The organism is Jiangella rhizosphaerae (assembly GCF_003579925.1).
In the GTDB taxonomy this organism is placed as follows: domain Bacteria; phylum Actinomycetota; class Actinomycetes; order Jiangellales; family Jiangellaceae; genus Jiangella; species Jiangella rhizosphaerae.
Genome location: NZ_QUAL01000011.1, coordinates 1 through 20,041 on the forward strand (window position 1 = coordinate 1; position 20,041 = coordinate 20,041).

Consider the following 20,041-nt stretch of genomic DNA (forward strand, 5'->3'; position numbering starts at 1 on the left):
AGCGGGGTGGTGGTGCCGTCGGCGCAGGCGGTGAGGGCGGCCCAGCCCAGCTCGGCCAGGGCGTCGGCGCGGCGCTGGTCCTTCGTCCGCGCCGGCACCCCGGCTGCGGCGTCGGCGCGTTTGGCGTCGGCCGCGGCCGCGTTCAACGCGGTGTCCAGGGCGGCGGCGTCCGCGGCGGGCAGCCGCGCCTCCAGATGCGCCATCCCATCCGACGCCGGCGTGATGGCGACGTAGCGGCGCTCACGAGCCGTCTCGTACCGGTCCGCCGCCTCGGTCGGGGCGAGTTCGTGCAACAGCTGCTTGATCAGCTTCCGCAGCGCGACCGAATCCAGGCCGGGTGCTTTCGGCAGCACGGCGGCTTCCACCCGCTTGCGGACGTGGGGGTCTTGGCCGCCGAGCTCGTCGGTGATCACCCGGGCGCGGCGCAGATCGATCGCGCCGGTCGCGAGCAGGGCGTGGGTATCGGGAAAATCGAGCACCAGTTGCAGGGCGTGGCCGACCTGGTTCTCCGCCTGCTTACAGGTGACCTGGCAGCGCCCGGCGAGCGTCATCGCGGTGTTCGTCACCGGGTTCACCGACCGGTACCCCGTCTCGTCGGGACGCATGTCCGCCCGCGACGCCAGCGCGGCGTGTATGGCGGCCTTGCGGGCGGCCGCCCACGCCTCCAGACGTTCCATCGCCGCGGCGGCCTCCACCAGCTCGTCAGCCGTGGCGGCCGCCGGGTCGAACGCCGCCAGCCGCGCCGCCAGTTCCGGCCCGGCCGGCACCTGATCGATGTCGAAGACCGCCGGCGCGGCCTCACCGCCGGTACACAACTGTTCCAACAACGCCGCGTCGATGTCGGCGACGCTCGGGTCATCACACGGCGACGCCACCATCCACTCCACCGGCGGAGCAACCTCCGGCGGCGGAGCAGTCAGCAGCGCTTCTTCGAACATGCAAATGATCTTACCCGCCCCCACCGACAACGTCGATTCGACCGCGACGGGGCGGCGTAAACCAGTTGCCCACCGCCCCGTCGGCGTGCTCGACTAGCCCTCAATCGACCAGCGAGAAGGGAGAGCGTCATGCGCCGAGCGTTCGGGTCCACCCCAGTGACACCATTCGTCCGACCAGAGGACTCGAAGCTCATTGCGTACGCTCAACCTGGGAATCCTCGCGCATGTCGACGCCGGTAAGACCAGTCTGACCGAGCGGCTGCTCTACGCCGCCGGGGTCATCGACGAGGTCGGCAGCGTCGACGCCGGGAGCACACGGACCGACTCGCTCGCGCTCGAGCGCCAGCGGGGCATCACCATCAAGTCCGCGGTCGTCGCGTTCACCGTCGGCAGCGGGCCGGACGTCACCGCCGTCAACCTCATCGACACGCCCGGTCACCCGGACTTCATCGCCGAGGTGGAGCGGGTGCTCACCGTGCTCGACGGCGCGGTGCTCGTCGTGTCGGCGGTCGAGGGCGTGCAGGCGCAGACGCGGGTGCTGATGCGCACGCTGCGGCGGCTGCGGATCCCGACGCTGATCTTCGTCAACAAGCTCGACCGCGGCGGCGCCGATCTGGACGCCGTCGTCGATCAGCTGGCCATCCGGCTGACGCCGCGGATCGTCCCGCTCGGCACCGCCGAACGGCAGGGCACGAAGGAGGCGGCGTTCCGCCCGTTCGCCGCCGGCGACGACGGGTTCGGCGCGAGGCTCGTCGACGTGCTGGCCGACGGCGATGACGCGCTGCTCGCGGACTACGTCGAGGACCCGGACGGCGTGTCGCACCGGCGGCTGCTGCGGGCGCTGGCCCGGCAGACGCGGCGGGCTGACGTCCACCCGGTCTTCGCGGGCTCGGCCATCACCGGCGCGGGCGTCGACGAGCTGACGACGGGCATCGTGCGGCTGCTGCCGTCGACCCCCGAGCCGGACGGCGATGCCGCGGGTCCGCCGTCGGGCACCGTCTTCAAGGTCGAGCGCGGTCCGGCGGGGGAGAAGATCGCCTATGTCCGGATGGCCGCCGGCACACTGCGCACGCGCGACCGGCTCGCCGCCGGCAAGGTCACCGCGCTCAGCGTCTTCGGCGGCGGCGACGGCGGCGGCGCCCGGCCGCGCGCCGAGGTGACGGCCGGGCGGATCGCCAAGGTATGGGGGCTGACCGGCGTGCGCATCGGCGACCCGATCGGTGAGCAGGGGCGGACGACGACCGAACACCACTTCGCCCCGCCGACGCTCGAGACGGTCGTCGTGCCGCGGCGGGCCCGCGACCGGGGCGCGCTGCACGCGGCGCTCGCCCAGCTGGCCGAGCAGGACCCGCTGATCGACCTGCGCCAGGACGACCTCCGGCAGGAGGTGTCGGTGTCGCTCTACGGCGAGGTGCAGAAGGAGGTCCTGCAGGCCACGCTCGCGACCGAGTACGGCCTCGACGTCGGCTTCCGCGAATCGACCACGATCTGCGTCGAGCGGGTCGTCGGGACCGGCGAGGCGGTCGAGCTGATCAAGCAGGACGGCAACCCGTTCCTCGCCGGCGTCGGGCTGCGGGTCGAGCCCGCCGGGGACCGCGAGGGCGTCACGTTCGAGCCGGCCATCGAGCTGGGATCGCTGCCGCCGGCGTTCCTGCGGGCGATCGAGGAGACCGTCCGCGAGACCCTGCGGCAGGGGCTGCACGGCTGGGACGTGCCCGACTGCCGGGTGACGCTGACGCGGTCGCAGTACTGGCCGCGGCAGAGCCACGCGCACGCCACGTTCGACAAGAGCATGTCCAGCACCGCCGGCGACTTCCGCCTGCTCACGCCGCTGGTGCTGATGACGGCGCTGCGCCGGGCCGGCACGCTCGTGCACGAGCCGATCCACCGGTTCGAGCTCGAGCTGCCCGCCGACTGCCTCGGTCAGGTGCTCCCGGCGCTGGCGCGGCTACGGGCCGTGCCCGGGACCCCGGCACCGACGGCGTCCGGCTACGTGCTCGCCGGCGACCTGCCGGCGGCGCACGCCCACGAGCTGCAGCAGCAGCTGCCCGCGCTGACCCGGGGCGAGGGCGTCCTGGAGACCCGGTTCGACCGCTACGAGCCGGTCGCCGGGCCGCCGCCGGAGCGCCCCCGCACCGACCACGACCCGCTCCACCGCGACGAATACCTGCTGCACGTCGTCCGCCGGGTGTGAGCCGCGGGCCGCCTGATGCCTCACCCGGCGAACGGGATCGTCTCCAGGTCGCTGAGCAGCCACTCACGGTCCTCGTCCGTGGTGATGTCGGCGCTGGCCAGCCGCGCCTGCTCGGCGTGGCGGCGGGCCTCGTCGGGGTCGCCGTCGACGGCGTACGCGCGCGCCAGCGCCTCGTAGGCGAACGCGAGGTCCCAGTCGCCGATGCCGTTCTCCTGACAGGTCGACAGGACCAGCCGGGCGTGGAACAGCGCCGGCTCGGCCCGGCCGACGACGCAGTAGACGCGCGAGCGCAGCCAGTGGCTGCGGGCGACGTTCTGCGGCGTGCCGACCTGCAGCCAGTGGTACGCCGACGCGTGCGCCTGGTGGATCATGAGGACGTCGTCGTCGGGGGAGCGGTCCTCCAGCTCCATCAGCCGCCAGGTGTCGTTGAACAGGTCGGCGCCCAGGCGGCGGTGCAGCTCGGGATCCAGGACGGCGGGCGCCGCGGATGCGCTCATGGTGGTCCACTCCTCGTCGTTCAGCGCGTGGTCGATGGTGTGGAGGATCCCGCGCAGCCGGACGACCCGTGCGTCGATGCGGCGGCGGTGCTCGGCCAGCGCGGACCGGAAGGCGTCGCGGTCGTCGACCAGCGCCATCAGCCGGCGGACGTCCTCCAGCGGCAGCTCGAGCTCGCGCAGCCGGCGGACCAGCCGGAGCTGGTCGACCTGGTCGGGCAGGTACCACCGGTAGCCGGTGACGGGGTCGACGTCGGCCGGCCGGAGCACCCCGAGGCGGTCGTAGTGCCGCAACGTCTTCGGGGTCACTCCGGCCAGCCGGGCCACCTGCCCGATGGACAGCCGCCGCGCGTCCTCCACGTCTGAACGCTAGGCCCTGCCCCACGGGCAAGGTCAACGGTTCAGTCCAGCGGCGTGATGAGGACGTCGTCGTAGGAGTGCTCCATGTTGCCCACGTCCTCGGGAAGCAGGCCGGTCTCGGCCCGGAAGCCGGTGAACTCCTCGACCTCCTCCAGTGCGAGCGTGGTCGTGCCCATGACCGTCCCGTTGAGGCTCACGGTGGTCGACGAGCCCGTGCTGTCGATGGTGACGGTCATCCACGTCTTGTTCGCGGGCACGGGGCCCGCCGAGCCGACGTCGACCCACGAGTCGCCGTCCCAGGCGCGCACCTTCATCGCGTTGGCCGTCCAGTCCGGGGCGAAGTGCAGCCGGAACGCCGTCACCTCGTCGCCGTCGGCGTTCGTGCCCAGAACGTCCCAGAGCGCGCCGCTGCCGTAGCCGTAGCCCTCGAACCCGAACGAGACGTGCTGCGTCGACGCCGGACGCTGCGCCGGGAACGTCGCGCCGGCCCGGGCGCCCATGTCGGCGTCGACCAGCGCCATGTGCGTCGCGGAGTGGTCGTAGCTGTCGATGATCGTGTCGACGACGAACGCGTAGCGGGTGTCCGTCAGCGTCCGCGGCACCTCGTTGATCGCGTCGTTCTCGAACGTCAGCAGGTCCGCGGCGTAGAGCTCGACCTCGGTGACGGCGGTCAGCGGCGCGCCGCCGGAGCCCGGGTTGATCCGGACGTACCGCGCCCGCACCGGCTCGATGTCGGTGTAGGTCATGGCGTAGTCGGTGCGGACCCCGGTGTCGAGGACCGGACGGCTCCAGCGCCGGCCGTCCTCGGAGACCTGGACGCGGGCGCTGTTCGCCTCGCCGCGGGCCAGCATCAGGCCGATCCGGTCCAGCGTGTAGACGTGGTCCAGCTCGATGGTCAGCGCCGCGTCGCCGGCGAACCGCGCGGCCGCGCGGTACTCGGAGCTGCCGTCGACGGCGCCCTCGAGGCGCTGCTCGGGGAAGCGGGCGTCGGCCGCGACGACGGCGCCGGTGAGCCGGGCCGCGCCGGTGCGGACCTTCGTCGCGAGGTCGATCCGGCCGACGCCGGCCGAGCGCGCCTCGACCTTGCGGGTCCAGATCTTGTTGTCGTGGCCGTACTCGCGGCACCACCAGATGTTGTGGCAGGTGTCGCCGAAGGCGAGCGAGGCGCCGCTGCTCAGCTGAATGATGTCCATGTTGCCGCTGCTGCCCATCCAGCGCCGCAGCGGGTCGTCGCCCGGGTGCCGCGAGTAGACGACCGTCCCGGTGTCCCAGGTGCGGCCGGTCCCGTCGCGCGACACGACCACGTTGTTGTCCGGCCGGCCGTAGGCCAGCAGCAGCTGCCCGTTGGGCTGCAGGACCAGCTTGGGCGAGACGCCGTTGTTCGGCAGGCCCTCCGGCGGGACGTACGGCTCCACGGGCGACCAGGTGACGCCGTCGTCGTCGGAGAAGCTGACGGTGAGCGGCATCGACGGCGGCCGCGGCACGCTCTCGGACCCGCGCATGACGGCGATCAGCCGCCCGTCGCTGGTGCGGGCCAGGCCCAGCTCGTTGGTGCCGTACCGCGAGCCGGCGTTGACCGCCGCGCGCTGCCGGAACGTCTGCCCGCCGTCGGTGGACTCCAGCACCAGGGAGTACTCCTTGGTGACGCCACCGATGCTGCCCTGCCCGTACGCGCCCATGAGGAGGGTGCCGTCGGCCAGCTCGATGAGGTCGCGGTGGATGCGGTACCAGTTCAGCCGCCACTTGTTCTCGACCAGCTGGGCGGTGTAGGTCGTCCACGACGTGGCGCCGTCGGTGGAGCGCGCCATCGGGATGCCGATGCGGTTCGGCGACGGCGGATTCAGGGTCAGCGGGACGAAGCTCGCCGACAGCACCGTCCCGTCGCGCAGCCGCGTCGTCGCCGTCATGGTGAACGTCGACGGCAGGGCGTCGTACGGGACGAACACCTGCCCGTTGTCGTCGGCGACGGCGCGGCCGCTGCGCAGGGGAGCGCTGGGGCTGTCCTCGTTGCGGCCCCACGACGCGACGACCTTCTTGACCGTCCGCCCGTCGAGGACGTGGTCGATCGAGAACGCCGACGGCACCGCGCCCAGCTCACCGGGTCCGGGCGCCCACGGGTACCACATGGCGCCGGCCGACAGCGACGGCTCGTCACCCGCCGCACCGTCGACGAGCTGCGGCGGCGCGGCGGACGCGGGCCCGGACGAGCCGGGCGTGAGCGCCGATCCGATGACGATGCTGACGGCCAGCAGGGCCAGGGCGAGTGCCCCGAGGCCCCAGTGGCCGCTGGACGATCCGGGGGTGCGGCGGAACCAGCTCATCAGCGCCTCCTGGTGCGGTGAACAGCATGGAACGATCTGCCATCCGGTGTCGCGCGGCTCGTGCCAGCCGAACGCTGCGGGGCGATGATGGCCTGGCAATCCGTTCCATGTCTACGGTGGGGCGTCGATCCCTTTCCCCGCGGTGACGGAGCTGTCACACTCGCTGTCGTGGCCGGGCAGACCTATCGCGAGCGGCCGCAGGTCCCGGGACTGGCCGCACTCGTCGCGGCGACGTGGGTGCAGCGCATCCCGCGCGGCGAACCGGCCTACCCGCAGCGGCACCTGCCGACCGGCGGCGTCGAGGTGCGCTGCCGTGTGGGCTACGAGCCGCAGGTCGCCGGCGTGCTCACCGGGCCGCACGTCGAGCTGCTGCCGCCCGGCACGACGGTGATCGGGCTGCGGCTGCGCCCCGGTGCCCTGGCGGCCGTCCTCGGGCGGCCGGTCGCCGATCTCACCGGCTTCGTCGTCGACGCCGCGGAGCTGTGGGGGACGGCGGCAGCGGCGGCCGGCGAGTGGGTGGCGGCCGCGACGACGGACGACGCCGCGGTGGGTGCGCTGCAGGACCTCGTGGCGACCGCCGCCCTGCGCGCCGGCGTCACCGGCCCCGAACCGCTGCTGGCCGAGGCGACCCGCCGGCTCATGCCGTGGTACGCGGCGGAGGTCCGCACCGTGGGCGCCGACCTGTACGTCTCCGAGCGCGGGTTCCGGCGGCACCTCCTGGCCGGCGTCGGCATCGGGCCGAAGGCGCTGCAGCGCACGCTGCGGTTCCAGGGCTTCCTCGCCCGGACGCAGGCGGCGACGGCCACCGGCGGCGACGCGTCCGGCGACGGGCTGGCCCGGCTCGCCGTCGACGCCGGCTACGCCGATCAGGCGCATCTGACCCGCGAGTGCGTCCGGCTGACCGGCGCGACGCCGCGGGCCTTCCTGCGCGGCGTGGGCGAGGCGTGCGCGTGCGGCCACGACCACTCCGCGTCCTACACGCCGCTGCTGCGCGAGGCGGAGCTGGCCGGTTCGTTCAAGAACGCCGGCCGGGGCGCTCCTAGCCTCGCGTCATGACCGAATCCACCATCCTCACCGACGAGGCCCGCCGCCTGCTCAGCGGCGGCCATCCCGCGCACGTCGCCACCCTGCTGCCCGACGGCTCGCCGCACTCCGTGCCGATGTGGGTCGGGCTCGAGGGCGACCGCGTCACCATCCTCACCTCGCCGAGCTCCCGCAAGGCGGCCAACCTCGAGCGCGACCCGCGGGTCGCGGTCTCCGTCGTCGACCGCGCGAATCCGCTGGTGTCCGTGCTGGTCCGCGGCCGGATGGCGGAGCGGATCGAGGGCGACCCGGCGTGGGAGATCATCGACCGGATGTCCGACGCGTACATCGGCATGCCCTACGGGCCGCGCGTCGACCGCGTCGTCTACGCCATCGAGCCCGAGCGGGTCCGGGTGGTGGTGATCGGATGAGCGTGATCGCCGCCCTGTCCGTCTCCGTCGACGGCTTCGTCACCGGCCCGGATCCGAGCCCGGAGCAGGCGCTCGGCCGCGGCGGGCAGCGGCTGTTCGACTGGTACTTCGACGGCGACGTGCCCAGCACGGTCTTCGACGGCTTCCGGCTGTCCGCGCCGAGCGCCGCCGTGTTCGACGCGCTGGCGAGCCGCGACGGCGCGGTGATCTGCGGCCGGACCACCTACGACCACTCCGGCGGCTTCGGCGGTGGCAGCCCGCACCCGACGGCGCCGCTGCTGCTGCTGACCCACCGCCCCGCCCCGGAGGCGTCCGCCGCCCAGACCGTCGTCGGGACCATCGAGGAGGCGGTCGCCCGGGCGGCCGAGATCGCGGGCGACCGCGACGTCGCCCTCATGGGCACCGGCGTGACGGCGGCCGCCCTGCGGGCCGGGCTGCTCGACGAGGTGACGTTGCACCAGGTGCCGATCCTGCTGGGCGGCGGCACGCCGTTCTTCCACGCGCTGCCGGAGGCACGGGAGCTGGAGCGGGTGAGCGTCGTCGAGGCACCCGGCGTCACCCACCTGACCTTCCGCGTGCCCCGATGACGTGGTGGGTCAGCTGACGGTGATGCTGATCGGGATGCGGACGAGGTCGCGGTTGAACCCCGCGCAGTACGCGACCCGCGTGGCGTAGATGTAGGCGGTCGTGCCGGTGGTGTTGAAGTTCCGCGACGTGCTCTGCGGATCCAGCAGGGACGGGTACTGGTAGCGGACCGCACCGGAGTGCGTCGAGCAGCTCTCGCCGTTCTGGCCGTACCGCGGCAGGTCCATGACGGCCTGCGGCGGGGTCCAGTCGACGAGGTTGGTGGACGTCGACGCCAGCACCTTGATGGCCGGGTCGCCGGGCAGGACGCCGTGCGAGATCGCGATGTAGAGATCGTGCCCCTCCACCTCGATCAGGCTGCGCACCGGCCGCTGCAGCCGCCCGACGCCGACCGGGGTGCAGACGTGGTTCTCCGGGTCGTCCGGCACGGACGGATAGGGGCTGGCGAACTGGACGTCGAAACCGTCGCCGTCCCAGGCTCGCCACGCGGCGGGGTTGCCGAGGGCGGCGGCGGTGGTCCGGATCAGGCAGGTGCCACCCGCCTGCAGCTCGCGCGGCTCCATCGAGAGCGTGGCGTACAGCGCGCCGTCCGGCCCCACGACGATGTTCGACGGCACGAACGCGCCGCCCGTCGCCGTGACGGCGGGGTCCGCCTGGTAGGGCACGCCCGCGATGAACCGGGGCGTCCCGGGCGCCGGCGAGGTGAACGAGTAGCCGCCGTCGGTGGAGGTGGCCTGGACGGTGGTCCCGTACCAGCACCTGCTCGCGTCGGCCGGCATCGTGCCGCACGGCTTGTCGTAGTGGCGCGGGTGGTAGTCCATGGCGACGAGGGCGTGGATCGTCCGCCCGTCCAGCGTGTAGAACGACTCCAGCCAGCCGCGGTTGTCGTAGGTCGCCGGATCCGGGTCGTTGCCGGCCTCGTAGATCATGTGAGCGCAGTCGCGCGCGACCGAGTCCAGCGACGTTCCGGTCGAGATCGAGGCCCAGTGGCGGTGGTGGGTGGCGATCAGGTGCACCTTGCCTGCGGCGTCGCGGAACGCGCGGGCGGCGGCGTCGGGCAGGTCGCCGGTGGCGCTGGTGTCACAGGAGCCGCCGCTCGCGGCGTCGTAGTCGAAGACCACCTGCTCCGCGCCGGTCCGTGCGAACGTCACCGCCGGGACGGCCTCCTCCTCGCCGGTCGCGACGGCGGCGGGGGCGACCGCGAGGGCGACCACGCCTGCGGCTGCCGCGAGGATGCGTGCGTGACGATGTCTCATCTCGGCTCCTGTCCGTGCGACTGTGAACGGGTGGCTGATCGAGAGTACGGCTTGAAACGTCGTAATATGGATGCTCCATCCGAATTGCTGCGGTGTCAAGAAAGCGCTTACCCTGGTCCGGTTCGCCATCGTCCGACGGGAGCCTCGATGCCGCACGAGCGGGTCAGCGCCATGCTGGTCATGTCCGACGCCGCCTACCGCGACCTGTTCGACGACGCGCTGCGCGCGCGGCTGGAGGGCCTGGCCGGCCTCGTCCTGCCGCGTCCGGTCGCGACGTTCGACGGCACGGCGGTGCGGGCGGCGCTCGCCGGCACCGACGTCCTGCTGACGTCGTGGGGCTGCCCGCCGATCGACGCGGACGTGCTGGCGGCCGCGCCGCGGCTGCGGGCCGTGTTCCACGCCGCCGGCTCGGTCAAGCACCACGTCACCGACGCCTGCTGGGACCGCGGGCTGGCGGTCACGACGGCGGCCGCGGCGAACGCCGTCCCGGTGGCCGAGTACACGCTCGCCGCGATCCTGGCCGCGGGCAAGCGGGTGCCGCGGTTCGCGGCCGAGTTCCGCGCGCGCCCCGGCGAGTGGGGCTGGCGTGATGCCGTCGGCGACGCGTCGAACTACCAGCGGGTGGTCGGGGTGGTCGGGTTCTCCCGCATCGGCCGCCGCGTCGTCGACCTGCTCCGGCCGTTCGACCTCACGGTGCTGGTCGCCGACCCGTTCGCCGACGCGGCGGAGGTCGCGGCCGCCGGCGCCGAGCCGGCCGAGCTGGACGACCTGCTGGCCCGCAGCGACGTCGTCACGCTGCACGCGCCGTCGCTGCCGGAGACGCGCCACCTCATCGACGCACGTCGATGTGGCCTGATGAGGGACGGTGCGACGCTGATCAACACCGCCCGCGGCGCGCTGGTCGACCACGCCGCCCTGACCGCCGAGTGCGAGAGCGGCCGGCTCCACGCCGTCCTCGACGTCACCGACCCCGAGCCGCTGGCGCCGGACTCGCCGCTGTACCGGCTGCCCAACGTCGTGCTCACGCCGCACGTGGCGGGTGCCCTGGGCACCGAGTGCCGCCGGCTCGCGGCGCTGGCGCTGGACGAGCTGGAGCGGTTCGCGGCCGGCGAGCCGCTGCGGCACGAGGTGCGCCGGGCCGATCTGGTGGTGCAAGCCTAGGGAGGCTCATGCGACACCGACGGCGACGCGGGGCCGGAGGTCCCGCCGAGTCGTCGGTCGAGACCGATTGCCGGATGGTGTGAAGGAGTTGTCGTCGGATGAGCCGATCGACTGATGTCGTGAGCGTGAAGACGGGGCTGGTGTCGATCACGTTCCGGCAGCTCGGCGTCGACGCCGTGCTCGACGTCATGCGCCGGGCGGAGCTCAGCGCGGTCGAGTGGGGCGGCGACGTGCACGTCCCGGCCGGGGACGTCGCGGCGGCGAAGCGGACCGCGACGGCGAGCGCCGACCACGGCGTCGCGGTCGTCGCCTACGGCTCGTACTACCGGGCCGGTGAGACCGCGCCCGGCGACTTCGACGACGTCCTGCGCACCGCCGTCGCGCTGGGCGCGCCGCGCATCCGGGTCTGGGCCGGAGCGGCGGGCTCGGCCGACGTCACGCCCGAGCGGCGCGACCGCGTCGCCGCCGACCTGCGCCGGATCACCGAGCTGGCCGCGCGCGAGGGCGTCGAGATCGCCGTCGAGCACCACCCGAACACGCTCACCGACACGCTGGACTCCGCGCTCGCGCTCTACGCCGCCGCCGGCCACCCGGGACTGCGCCCGTACTGGCAGCCGCGGCTCGGCCTCGGCCCCGCCGAGGCGCTGCGCGAGGTGACGGCGCTGCTGCCCGCTCTGGTGACGGTGCACGTGTTCACCTGGACCGCCGACGGCGCCAGGCGCCCGCTGGCCGAGGGCGCGCCGCTGTGGGAGCCCGTGCTCGGCGCGCTGCGCGACCGCGACGACGCCGAACGCTACGCGCTGCTGGAGTTCGTCCAGGACGACGACCCCGAGGCGCTGGTCCGTGACGCGGTCACCCTCCGGAGCTGGCTGGCCGGGTCCTGACGACGGCGGCCGTCTCGGCGCCCAGCTCGACGGCGGTGCCGTCCGGCGTCGTCGTGAGCGGGCCGGTGGCCAGCAGCACCTCGCCGGCCGTGCCCGACAGCGGCACCCGGCGCGGCTCGCCGGCGAGGTTGACGGCGACCCGCAGCGCCCCGCGGTGCAGCACGAACCATCCGGCGTCCTCGTCGAACCCGCAGGCCACGGCGGTGAGGTCGCCGTCGCGCAGCTCCGGCTCGGCGGCCCGCAGTGCGATCATGCGCCGGTAGAGTCCGAGCATCTCGGCGTGCTCGGGGCGGGCGTGCTCGGACCAGTCCAGCCGGGCCGTCCGGAACGCGGCCGGGTCCTGCGGGTCGATCATCGCCGAGGTGTCCCAGCCGTGGCTGCGGAACTCCTCCAGCCGGCCGGGACCGATCGCGGCCGCCAGCACGGGGTCGGTGTGCGAGGTGAAGTACGGCCAGCGGGTCGACGCCGCCCACTCCTCGCCCATCCAGAGCATCGGCGTGAACGGCAGCGACAGCAGCAGCACGGCGCCGATGCGCAGCCGGGCCGGCGAGGTCAGCTCCGTGAGCCGCTCGCCCGCGGCCCGGTTGCCGACCTGGTCGTGGTTCTGCAGGCAGACGACGAACCGGTGGCCGGGCGTGCGGGCGCGGTCGACCGGCCGGCCGTGCGGGCGGCCGCGGAAGGTGGAGAACCGGCCGTCGTGCAGGAACGCGTCGCGCACCACCTTGGCCAGGACCGTCAGCGAGCCGAAGTCGGCGTAGTAGCCCTGGCGCTCGCCGGTGAGCAGCGCGTGCAGTGCGTGGTGGACGTCGTCGTCCCACTGCGCGTCCATGCCGTACCCGCCGGATGCCCGCGGCTCGATCATCACCGGGTCGTTGAGGTCGGATTCCGCGATCAGCGGCAGCGGCCGGCCCAGCTCGGCGGACAGCCGCTCGACCGCGGCGGACAGCTCGGCCAGCAGATGCGGGTGCCCGTGCCCGGCCAGCGGGTCGAGGAGCGCGTGGACGGCGTCCAGCCGCAGCCCGTCGAGGTGGTAGTCGCGCAGCCACATCAGCGCGTTCTCGACGACGAACCGGCGGACGGTGGGCTCGCCGAGGTTGACGACGTCGCCCCAGGCGTTGTCGGCGCCCTCGGTGAGGTACGGGCCGAACCGGGGCAGATGGTTGCCGCTGGGGCCCACGTGGTTGTAGACGACGTCCAGCACGACCGCCAGGCCACGGGCGTGGCAGGCGTCGACGAACCGCTTGAAGCCGTCCGGCCCGCCCAGCGGCTCGTGCACGGCGTACCAGCCGACGCCGTCGTAGCCCCAGTTCCACTCGCCGGAGACGGCGTTGACCGGCAGCACCTCGACGTGCGTCACGCCCAGGTCGACCAGGTGGTCCAGCCGCGCGACCGCGCCGTCGAACGTGCCTTCCGGGCTGAACGTGCCGACGTGCAGTTCGTAGACGACGGCGCCGGCCAGCGGGCGGCCGGTCCAGCCGTCGTCGGTCCACGGGAACGCCGCATGGTCGTACACCCGCGCCCGGCCGTCGACGCCGTGCGGAAGCCAGGCCGCGCGCGGATCGGGCAGCACGTCGGGGGAGTCGTCGAGCTGCCAGCCGTAGTCGGTGCCGGGCGGCGCCGGCGCGTGCGCCGTCCACCAGCCGCCCGACGCCCGCACCGCCGTCGCCGTGCGCCCGCCCGCCCGCAGCACCACACGGCGGGCGCCCGGTGCCCACACCAGGAACGTCGTCATGCCGGCGCGGCCAGCAGTGCGACGGGGTAGTGGTCGAGCAGCTCCGCGAGCCGCACGGCGCCACCGGCCACCGGACGCCCGGTCAGCACGTCGACGAGGCCGTCCGGCAGCTCCGCGACGGTGTCGGCCCACCCGCCCCGCCGCTCCAGCCCCACCGGCAGCCGCGTCGCCACCGTCACCGCGCCGCCACGGTCGAACGCGACGGCGTGGCCGGCGGCCGGTCCGTGCACCGGGACCCGCCGGTACGCCATGAACAGCTCCGGCCGGTCGCGCCGCAGCCGCAGCGTCCGCGAGACGACCCAGACCTTGGCGGCGCCGGTCTCGTCGACGGGCGGCGGGGTGCCGGCGCCGTCGAGGTCCGCCAGGAGCGCGCGCAGCCGGCCGAAGTCGACCGGGCGCCGGTTGTCGGGGTCGACCAGCGAGTCCTCCCAGCCTTCCGTGCCCTGGTAGACGTCGGGCACGCCGGGCATGGTGAGCTGCACGAGCTTCTGGCTCAGCGCGTTGCTCCAGCCGTACGGCCGGATCCGCGCGATGAACCCGTCGACCGCCGCCCGCAGGTCCGGCCGGTCGGCCAGCGTCGCGAGCGCGGCGTGTACGTGCGCCTCGCCGTCGGTGTCGGGGTCGGCCCAGCCGGTGAACGTCGAGGCCTCGCGCATGGCCTTGGTCGCGTACGCGTGCAGGCGTTCGGGCTGGTCGAGGCCGAAGCCGGCCACCGTCTGCCAGAGCAGGTAGCCGACGGCGGCGTCGGGCATCGGCGCCTCGCGGGCCAGCAGCCGGACCAGCCGCGCCCACTCGTCCGGCACCTCGGCCAGCACCGCCAGGCGGGCCCGCACGTCCTCGCCGCGCTTGGTGTCGTGGGTGGACAGCGTGGTCATCGAGCGCGGCGCCCGGCGCTGCCGCCGCTCCTGGGCGGCGTGGAAGTCGTCCAGGCCGGCGCCGAGCCGGGCGGGGTCGCCGCCGACCTCGTTGAGCGCGGCGAACCTGCTGTAGCGGTAGGCGGCGGTGTCCTCGACGCCCTTGGCCATGACGGCGCCGGTGGCCTGCTGGAACCTCGCGCACAGCTCGTCGGCGGGGTCGGCGAGGCGGGGCGCGAGCGCGTCGAAGGCGGCGGCGAGCTCGGGCCGGCGTTGGCGCGCGTCGGCGAACGCGGCCTGGAGGTGGTCCAGGCCGGACGACGGCAGGTACGACCGGTATACCGGGAAGGACAGGGCCAGCTCGGTCAGCGCCGCGAACGCGTGCGGGACCGACGGCGCCAGCCGGGCCAGCCGGCGGAACTCCGAGCGCAGGATCGTGGTCGCGACGGCCCGCTTCCCGACCAGCACGTGCGTCGGCCAGTCGAGCGGGTCGCCGGTCACCTCCCGGTACAGCCGATCGAGCGCGGGCTCGGCCGCCGGGTCGACGAACAGCGGCCCGGCTTCGGCCAGCGCGTCGTAGCCGGTGGTGCCGTCGATCGGCCAGTCGGCGGGCAGCGTCTCGCCGGGTTCCAGGATCTTCTCGGCCAGGATCCACGCGTCCGGGGCCCGCGAGCGCAGCCAGTGCAGGTAGCCGCCGGGGTCGGCCAGCCCGTCCGGATGGTCCACCCGCAGCCCGGCGACGCCGTCGTCGTCGACCCAGCGCAGGATCCGCTCGTGCGTGGCGGCAGCGACGTCCGGGTCCTCGACGCGCACCCCGGCCAGCGTCGACACCGCGAAGAACCGCCGGTACGTCAGGTCCGTGCCCGCTCGCCCCGCCGCGGCCAGCTCGTAGTGCTGGCGGGCGTGCACGTCGGCGGCGGTGTCGCCGGGCCGCGGCCCGGTGCCGGGCGCCAGCGGGAAGCGCACGCCGCCGGCCACCAGCGCCTCGCCGGCCCCGTCGCGGGCCAGCTCGTACGCGCCGGGCGACTCCAGCACCGGCAGCAGCAACCGGCCGGCCGCCCAGTCGACGTCGAACCATGCGGCGTACTTCGACGCCGGGCCGTGCCGCAGCAGGTCCTGCCAGGCCGGGTTCTGCTCCGGGTCGGCGACGCCCTGGTGGTTGGGCACGATGTCGACGACGACGGCCAGCCCCTGCTCGCGGGCCGCCGCCAGCAGCGACCGCCAGCCCGCCTCGCCGCCGCGCTCGTCGTCCATGCGGGTGGGGTCGACGACGTCGTAGCCGTGCGCCGACCCGGCGGTGGCGCGCAGCACCGGCGACAGGTAGACCGCGCCGGCGCCGAGGTCGCGCAGGTAGCCGGTCAGCTCGGCCGCCGCCCGCAGCGGGAAGTCCGCGCTCAGCTGCAGCCGGTACGTGCTCGCGGGCGGGGCGCTCACGAGTCGGCGTCCCGGGGCGCCAGCAGGACCAGCAGCGACCGGGCCTGGACGGTGACGACGGAGCCGGCGGCGCGGGGACCGCCGCGGTCGCCGGCGTCGTCGTCGGCGGTGTCGAGGACGGTGTCCCAGGCCGCGCCGAACTCCGGGCCGGGCAAGGTGAACTCCAGCGGCTCGTGGTGGGCGTTGAAGCAGAGCAGGAAGGAGTCGTCGACGACGCGCTGCCCGCGGGCGTCGACCTCGGCGATGCCGTTGCCGTTGAGGAACACCGCGACCGCCCGGCCGAACCCGGCGTCCCAGTCCTTCTCCGTCATCGGGCTGCCGTCGGGGCGCAGCCAGTCGATGTCGGGCAGGCCCTCGGCGTCGGCGCGGCGGACCGGGCGGCCGTTGAAGAACCGGCGCCGGCGGAACACCGGGTGGGCCGCACGCAGCGCCGTCACCCGCCGGGTGAACTCCTGCAGCGGCCGGTCGGCGTCGGCCCAGTCGACCCAGCTGAGCTCGTTGTCCTGGCAGAAGGCGTTGTTGTTGCCGTCCTGGCTGCGGCCCAGCTCGTCGCCGTGACTCATCATCGGCACGCCCTGCGACAGCAGCAACGTGGCGAGGAAGTTGCGCTGCTGGCGGGACCGGATGGCGTTGACCTCGGGGTCGTCGGTGCGCCCCTCGGCGCCGCAGTTCCACGACCGGTTGTGGTTCTCGCCGTCCTTGTTGTCCTCGAGGTTGGCCTCGTTGTGCTTCTCGTTGTACGAGACGAGGTCGCGCAGCGTGAACCCGTCGTGCGCCGTGACGAAGTTGATCGACGCGACCGGACGGCGGGTGGACTGCTCGTAGAGGTCGGCCGAGCCGGTGATGCGCGAGGCGAACTCGCCCAGCGTGGCCGGCTCACCGCGCCAGAAGTCGCGGACGGTGTCGCGGTACTTGCCGTTCCACTCCGACCACTGCGGCGGGAAGTTGCCCACCTGATAGCCGCCCGGGCCGAGGTCCCACGGCTCGGCGATCAGCTTGACCTGACTCACCGTCGGGTCCTGCTGCACCAGCTCGAAGAACGCCGACAGCCGGTCGACGTCGTAGAACTCGCGGGCCAATGTGGCGGCGAGGTCGAAGCGGAAGCCGTCGACGTGCATCTCGGTGACCCAGTACCGCAGCGAGTCCATGATCAGCTGCAGGGTGTGCGGGTGGCCAACGTTCAGCGAGTTCCCGGTGCCGGTGTAGTCGAGGTAGTAGCGCTTGTCGTCGTCGACGAGCCGGTAGTAGGCGGCGTTGTCGATGCCGCGGAAGGACAGCGTGGGGCCGAGGTGGTTGCCCTCCGCAGTGTGGTTGTAGACGACGTCGAGGATGACCTCGATGCCGGCCTCGTGCAGCGCGCGCACCATCGCCTTGAACTCGCCGACCTGCGCGCCGGGGGTGGCGGCCGAGCTGTACTTGGGGTCGGGCGCGAAGAAGCCGACGGAGTTGTAGCCCCAGTAGTTCGACAGCCCCTTCTCCGTCAGCGTGGCGTCGTTGGCGAAGTGGTGCACCGGCATCAGCTCGAGCGCCGTGACGCCCAGCGACGTCAAGTGGTCGAGGACGACGGGGTGCGCGATGGCCGCGTAGGTGCCGCGGATCTCCTCCGGGATGTCCGGATGAGTCCGCGTGAGGCCCTTGACGTGCGCCTCGTAGATGACGGTCTCGGCGTACTCGCGCCGCGGCGGGCGGTCGGTGCCCCAGTCGAAGAACGGGTTGATGACCACCGACTTCGGCATGTGCGGCGCGGAGTCGTCGTCGTTGCGGCTGCCGGGATCGCCGAACTGGTAGCCGAACAGCGCCTGGTGCCACTCGAACGTGCCGTCGATGGCCTTCGCGTACGGGTCGAGCAGCAGCTTCGACGGGTTGCAGCGGTGGCCGGCCTTGGGGTCGTGGGGGCCGTGGACCCGGAACCCGTACCGCTGGCCCGGCTCGACGCCGGGCAGGAACGTGTGCCACACGAAGCCGTCGACCTCGGTCAGCGGCAGGCGGGTCTCGTGGCCTCCCGCGTCGAACAGGCACAGCTCCACGCCGTCGGCGACCTCGCTGAACAGGGCGAAGTTGGTGCCGGAGCCGTCGTAGGTGGCGCCGAGCGGGTAGGCCGCTCCGGGCCATTGGGGCATCGGCTCGGCAGAGGTCATCCGTGGCCTTCCGTCGCGGTTCGATGTGTGCTCGCAACGCCGCGAGTCAGGTGTCAATGTTCCCGGCTCGGCGCGTTCGAATCCACCCGATCTGTGCGGTCCGGTCCGCGGCCCACGGAAACGTTCTGAAGCGCGGGGCGTCGGTGAACGGTCCCAGCCCGCCGGCAGCACGATGTGCGCCGGAACCGGCGACGGCCAGTCCGCCGGCTCCGGGTCTACAGCGCCGACGCCGGGCACGTGCTTCCACCAGCGGACCGGATGTTCGCGCCGGCCGTCGTCCCGCAGCACGCTCGCGAACCGTGCGGTGAGGTCAGCCCGATTCCGCCAGGCGAGATCCCAGCCGAACCTGACGACGTCGAGACCCAGGCGACGCAGTCGCCATTCTCGTTCGCCCTGCCGGGCCACGATCCGTGACGCATCGGGACGGTTGTCGTACTTCACGGCGCCGTCGGCTTCGAAGGCGGACCAGTGGAACGGCCACAGCCCGTCGACTCGGTACTCCGGCCCGTCCGCGCCGACCCACGCGTTGCACACTGGCAGCGGCAGGTCGAACTGCAGGCACGCGAACCGCCCGAGGGTCTCCAGCGGCGACTCCGCGAGTGGGTCGGCGTGCTCGGCGACCCACCGAGCCCGCCCGACGCCTGGCCAATGCCGCTGGTCGGCCGAGGTGTACACGCCGGGCGCGACCCGGATCAGTCCGCCGCCTCGCCGCAGCAGGTCGGCGACGTCGAGCGGGAGGTCGCGGGTGTGCGCATGCTGGTCATGCCGACAAGGGTGACGATCGAGGCGGCGCCCGAGAAGCCGGGATCGTGAGAATGTGGACAACCCCGTGCCCGGCCGTCGTCCTGTGGACAGGACCGCCCTCGGAGCGGACCGCGACTTCGATTCCCGGGATCGACGTTGCGGCCGGCCCCGGCTCGCGAAACGTGATCCACCACACAGCGTGACCGAATTGTGGCATTTCGCTACCGGTCGTCACCACAAGTGGGCGATCATGGTGCGGCATACGGCACCCGGGGGCGGGGGACGTGGAGGTGGACAGATGGATCATGCTGCGCACGAACGACCCGGATCGGCCGGCGAGCACGCTCTGCAGGAGGTGAACGGCAGCCGCGAACGGGCCGACCGCTTCTACCGCGAGCAGGTCGCCGATCACCTCAACGGCCACATGCGCGAGTTCGTGGGCCGCATGGAGATGGTGTTCGTCGGCACGGCCGACGGCGGCGGCGAGTGCGACGTCACGTTCCGGGCCGGCCCGCCCGGCTTCGTCCGGGTCCTCGACCCGCGCACGCTGGCCTGGCCGGAGTACCGCGGCAACGGCGTCATGGCCAGCGCCGGCAACATCGTCGAGAACGGCCACGTCGGGCTGCTGTTCATGGACTTCGTGCGCGACCTCGTCGGCCTCCACGTCAACGGCGCGGCGGCGCTGCTGTCGCCGTCGGAGTTCGCCGAGCGGCACCCCGAGGTGCCGGTCGAGACCGAGGTGCCCGGACGCCGCCCCGAGCGCTGGGTGACGGTGCACGTCGAGGAGGCCTACATCCACTGCTCCAAGCACGTGCCGCGGCTCATGCCGGTGCCGCGGAACCGGCAGTGGGGCACCGACGACCGCAAGGCGAAGGGCGGCGACGCGTTCGGGGTGGCCGCCTCCCGCGGGCTGGGCGCGCACGCGAGGCGGACGCTCGCGCAGGGCTCCTGACGGCGACGCCCCTCCAACACGCCGGGCCGGACCCGCTCCGGGGGATGGGGTCGGGGGAGCCGTACCATCAGCGCCTACCATCCAGATGGTCAGAACAGCTGAAATGTGGGCTGAATGTTGATGACGTGCGCTTTCTGCGGCAAGAGCCAGAAGCAGGTGAAGAAGCTGATCGCGGGCCCGGCCCGCATCTGCATCTGCGACGAGTGCGTCGAGCTGTGCAACGAGCTGATGGCCGAGGACCCGGTCACCGCCGACGCCGGGCTGGCCGCCCCGCCGAAACCGCGCGAGATCCACGAGTTCCTCGACCGCTACGTGGTCGGGCAGGACGCGGCCAAGAAGGCGCTGGCGGTCGCCGTCTACAACCACTACAAGCGGGTCAGCGCGCCGTCGTCGGACGTCACGGTCGCCAAGTCGAACATCCTGCTCATCGGCCCGACGGGGTGCGGCAAGACCTACCTGGCGCAGACGCTGGCGAAGATGCTGAACGTGCCGTTCGCCATCGCCGACGCCACCGCGCTGACCGAGGCCGGCTACGTGGGC

At 73.4% G+C, this 20,041-nt stretch carries 16 protein-coding genes; 9 read left to right on the plus strand and 7 right to left on the minus strand.

What is annotated here, in order from left to right:
- Nucleotides 1-962, minus strand: a 962-nt coding sequence (locus DY240_RS01085) for a DUF222 domain-containing protein (RefSeq protein WP_267901626.1), incomplete at its 3' end; no start/stop codon positions are given.
- A 169-nt stretch (nt 963-1,131) separates the two neighbouring features.
- On the opposite strand from DY240_RS01085, the gene DY240_RS01090 reads away from it, so the two are divergent.
- Complete coding sequence (locus DY240_RS01090) at nt 1,132-3,132, plus strand: elongation factor G (RefSeq protein ID WP_119658132.1); 2,001 nt, start codon at nt 1,132-1,134, stop codon at nt 3,130-3,132.
- A gap of 20 nt (nt 3,133-3,152) precedes the next feature.
- Here the strand turns inward: DY240_RS01090 and DY240_RS01095 are convergent, their stop codons facing one another.
- Nucleotides 3,153-3,986 carry a MerR family transcriptional regulator gene (locus DY240_RS01095; protein WP_119658133.1) on the minus strand — a complete coding sequence of 278 codons (834 nt, stop codon included), beginning with the start codon at nt 3,984-3,986 and terminating at the stop codon, nt 3,153-3,155.
- A gap of 41 nt (nt 3,987-4,027) precedes the next feature.
- On the minus strand, nt 4,028-6,307 hold the full coding sequence (locus DY240_RS01100; RefSeq protein WP_119658134.1) for an exo-alpha-sialidase: 2,280 nt from the start codon (nt 6,305-6,307) through the stop codon (nt 4,028-4,030).
- 168 nt (nt 6,308-6,475) lie between these two features.
- Here DY240_RS01100 and DY240_RS01105 point away from each other — a divergent pair, with 168 nt between their 5' ends.
- Genes DY240_RS01105 through DY240_RS01115 form a run of 3 tightly spaced genes read left to right on the plus strand, consistent with a single transcriptional unit; the run spans nt 6,476 to nt 8,348 of the window.
- Nucleotides 6,476-7,363, plus strand: a complete 888-nt coding sequence (locus DY240_RS01105) for a helix-turn-helix domain-containing protein (RefSeq protein ID WP_199700561.1) — start codon at nt 6,476-6,478, stop codon at nt 7,361-7,363.
- Complete coding sequence (locus DY240_RS01110) at nt 7,360-7,761, plus strand: PPOX class F420-dependent oxidoreductase (RefSeq protein WP_233552561.1); 402 nt, start codon at nt 7,360-7,362, stop codon at nt 7,759-7,761. The genes DY240_RS01105 and DY240_RS01110 overlap by 4 nt, the downstream gene beginning before the upstream one ends.
- A complete protein-coding gene (locus DY240_RS01115) occupies nt 7,758-8,348 on the plus strand; it encodes a dihydrofolate reductase family protein (RefSeq protein WP_119658135.1) in 591 nt (196 codons plus the stop codon). Before DY240_RS01110 ends, DY240_RS01115 begins: the two co-directional genes overlap by 4 nt.
- Before the next feature lie 9 nt (nt 8,349-8,357).
- On the opposite strand, the gene DY240_RS01120 is transcribed toward DY240_RS01115, so the two are convergent.
- Complete coding sequence (locus tag DY240_RS01120) at nt 8,358-9,602, minus strand: hypothetical protein (RefSeq protein ID WP_147375160.1); 1,245 nt, start codon at nt 9,600-9,602, stop codon at nt 8,358-8,360.
- Nucleotides 9,603-9,749: 147 nt separating this feature from the next.
- On the opposite strand from DY240_RS01120, the gene DY240_RS01125 reads away from it, so the two are divergent.
- Both DY240_RS01125 and DY240_RS01130 read left to right on the plus strand, forming a co-directional pair.
- The gene (locus DY240_RS01125) at nt 9,750-10,763 is read left to right on the plus strand and encodes a hydroxyacid dehydrogenase (RefSeq protein ID WP_199700562.1); all 1,014 of its coding nucleotides are present in this window, start codon (nt 9,750-9,752) and stop codon (nt 10,761-10,763) included.
- Between the two features lie 119 nt (nt 10,764-10,882).
- Entirely contained in the window at nt 10,883-11,647 is a 765-nt protein-coding gene (locus DY240_RS01130) for a sugar phosphate isomerase/epimerase family protein (RefSeq protein ID WP_199700563.1), read from the plus strand.
- Here the strand turns inward: DY240_RS01130 and treZ are convergent.
- From treZ to glgX, 3 genes are read right to left on the minus strand one after another with little or no spacing between them, the layout of a single operon-like run.
- Nucleotides 11,616-13,379, minus strand: coding sequence for a malto-oligosyltrehalose trehalohydrolase (gene treZ / locus DY240_RS01135; protein ID WP_119658139.1), 1,764 nt, complete (start codon nt 13,377-13,379; stop codon nt 11,616-11,618). The genes DY240_RS01130 and treZ overlap by 32 nt on opposite strands.
- A complete protein-coding gene (treY, locus tag DY240_RS01140) occupies nt 13,376-15,667 on the minus strand; it encodes a malto-oligosyltrehalose synthase (RefSeq protein ID WP_119658140.1) in 2,292 nt (763 codons plus the stop codon). The genes treZ and treY overlap by 4 nt, the downstream gene beginning before the upstream one ends.
- The gene (gene glgX, locus DY240_RS01145; protein ID WP_119658141.1) at nt 15,664-17,805 is read right to left on the minus strand and encodes a glycogen debranching protein GlgX; all 2,142 of its coding nucleotides are present in this window, start codon (nt 17,803-17,805) and stop codon (nt 15,664-15,666) included. The genes treY and glgX overlap by 4 nt, the downstream gene beginning before the upstream one ends.
- A gap of 468 nt (nt 17,806-18,273) precedes the next feature.
- Here glgX and DY240_RS31275 point away from each other — a divergent pair, with 468 nt between their 5' ends.
- The 3 genes from DY240_RS31275 to DY240_RS01155 form a co-directional block, all read left to right on the plus strand.
- On the plus strand, nt 18,274-18,618 hold the full coding sequence (locus DY240_RS31275) for a hypothetical protein (protein WP_147375161.1): 345 nt from the start codon (nt 18,274-18,276) through the stop codon (nt 18,616-18,618).
- Nucleotides 18,619-18,847: 229 nt separating this feature from the next.
- Nucleotides 18,848-19,501 carry a pyridoxamine 5'-phosphate oxidase family protein gene (locus DY240_RS01150; protein WP_119658142.1) on the plus strand — a complete coding sequence of 218 codons (654 nt, stop codon included), beginning with the start codon at nt 18,848-18,850 and terminating at the stop codon, nt 19,499-19,501.
- Nucleotides 19,502-19,615: 114 nt separating this feature from the next.
- A partial coding sequence (locus tag DY240_RS01155) for a ClpX C4-type zinc finger protein (RefSeq protein ID WP_119658145.1) occupies nt 19,616-20,041 on the plus strand: 426 nt, incomplete at its 3' end.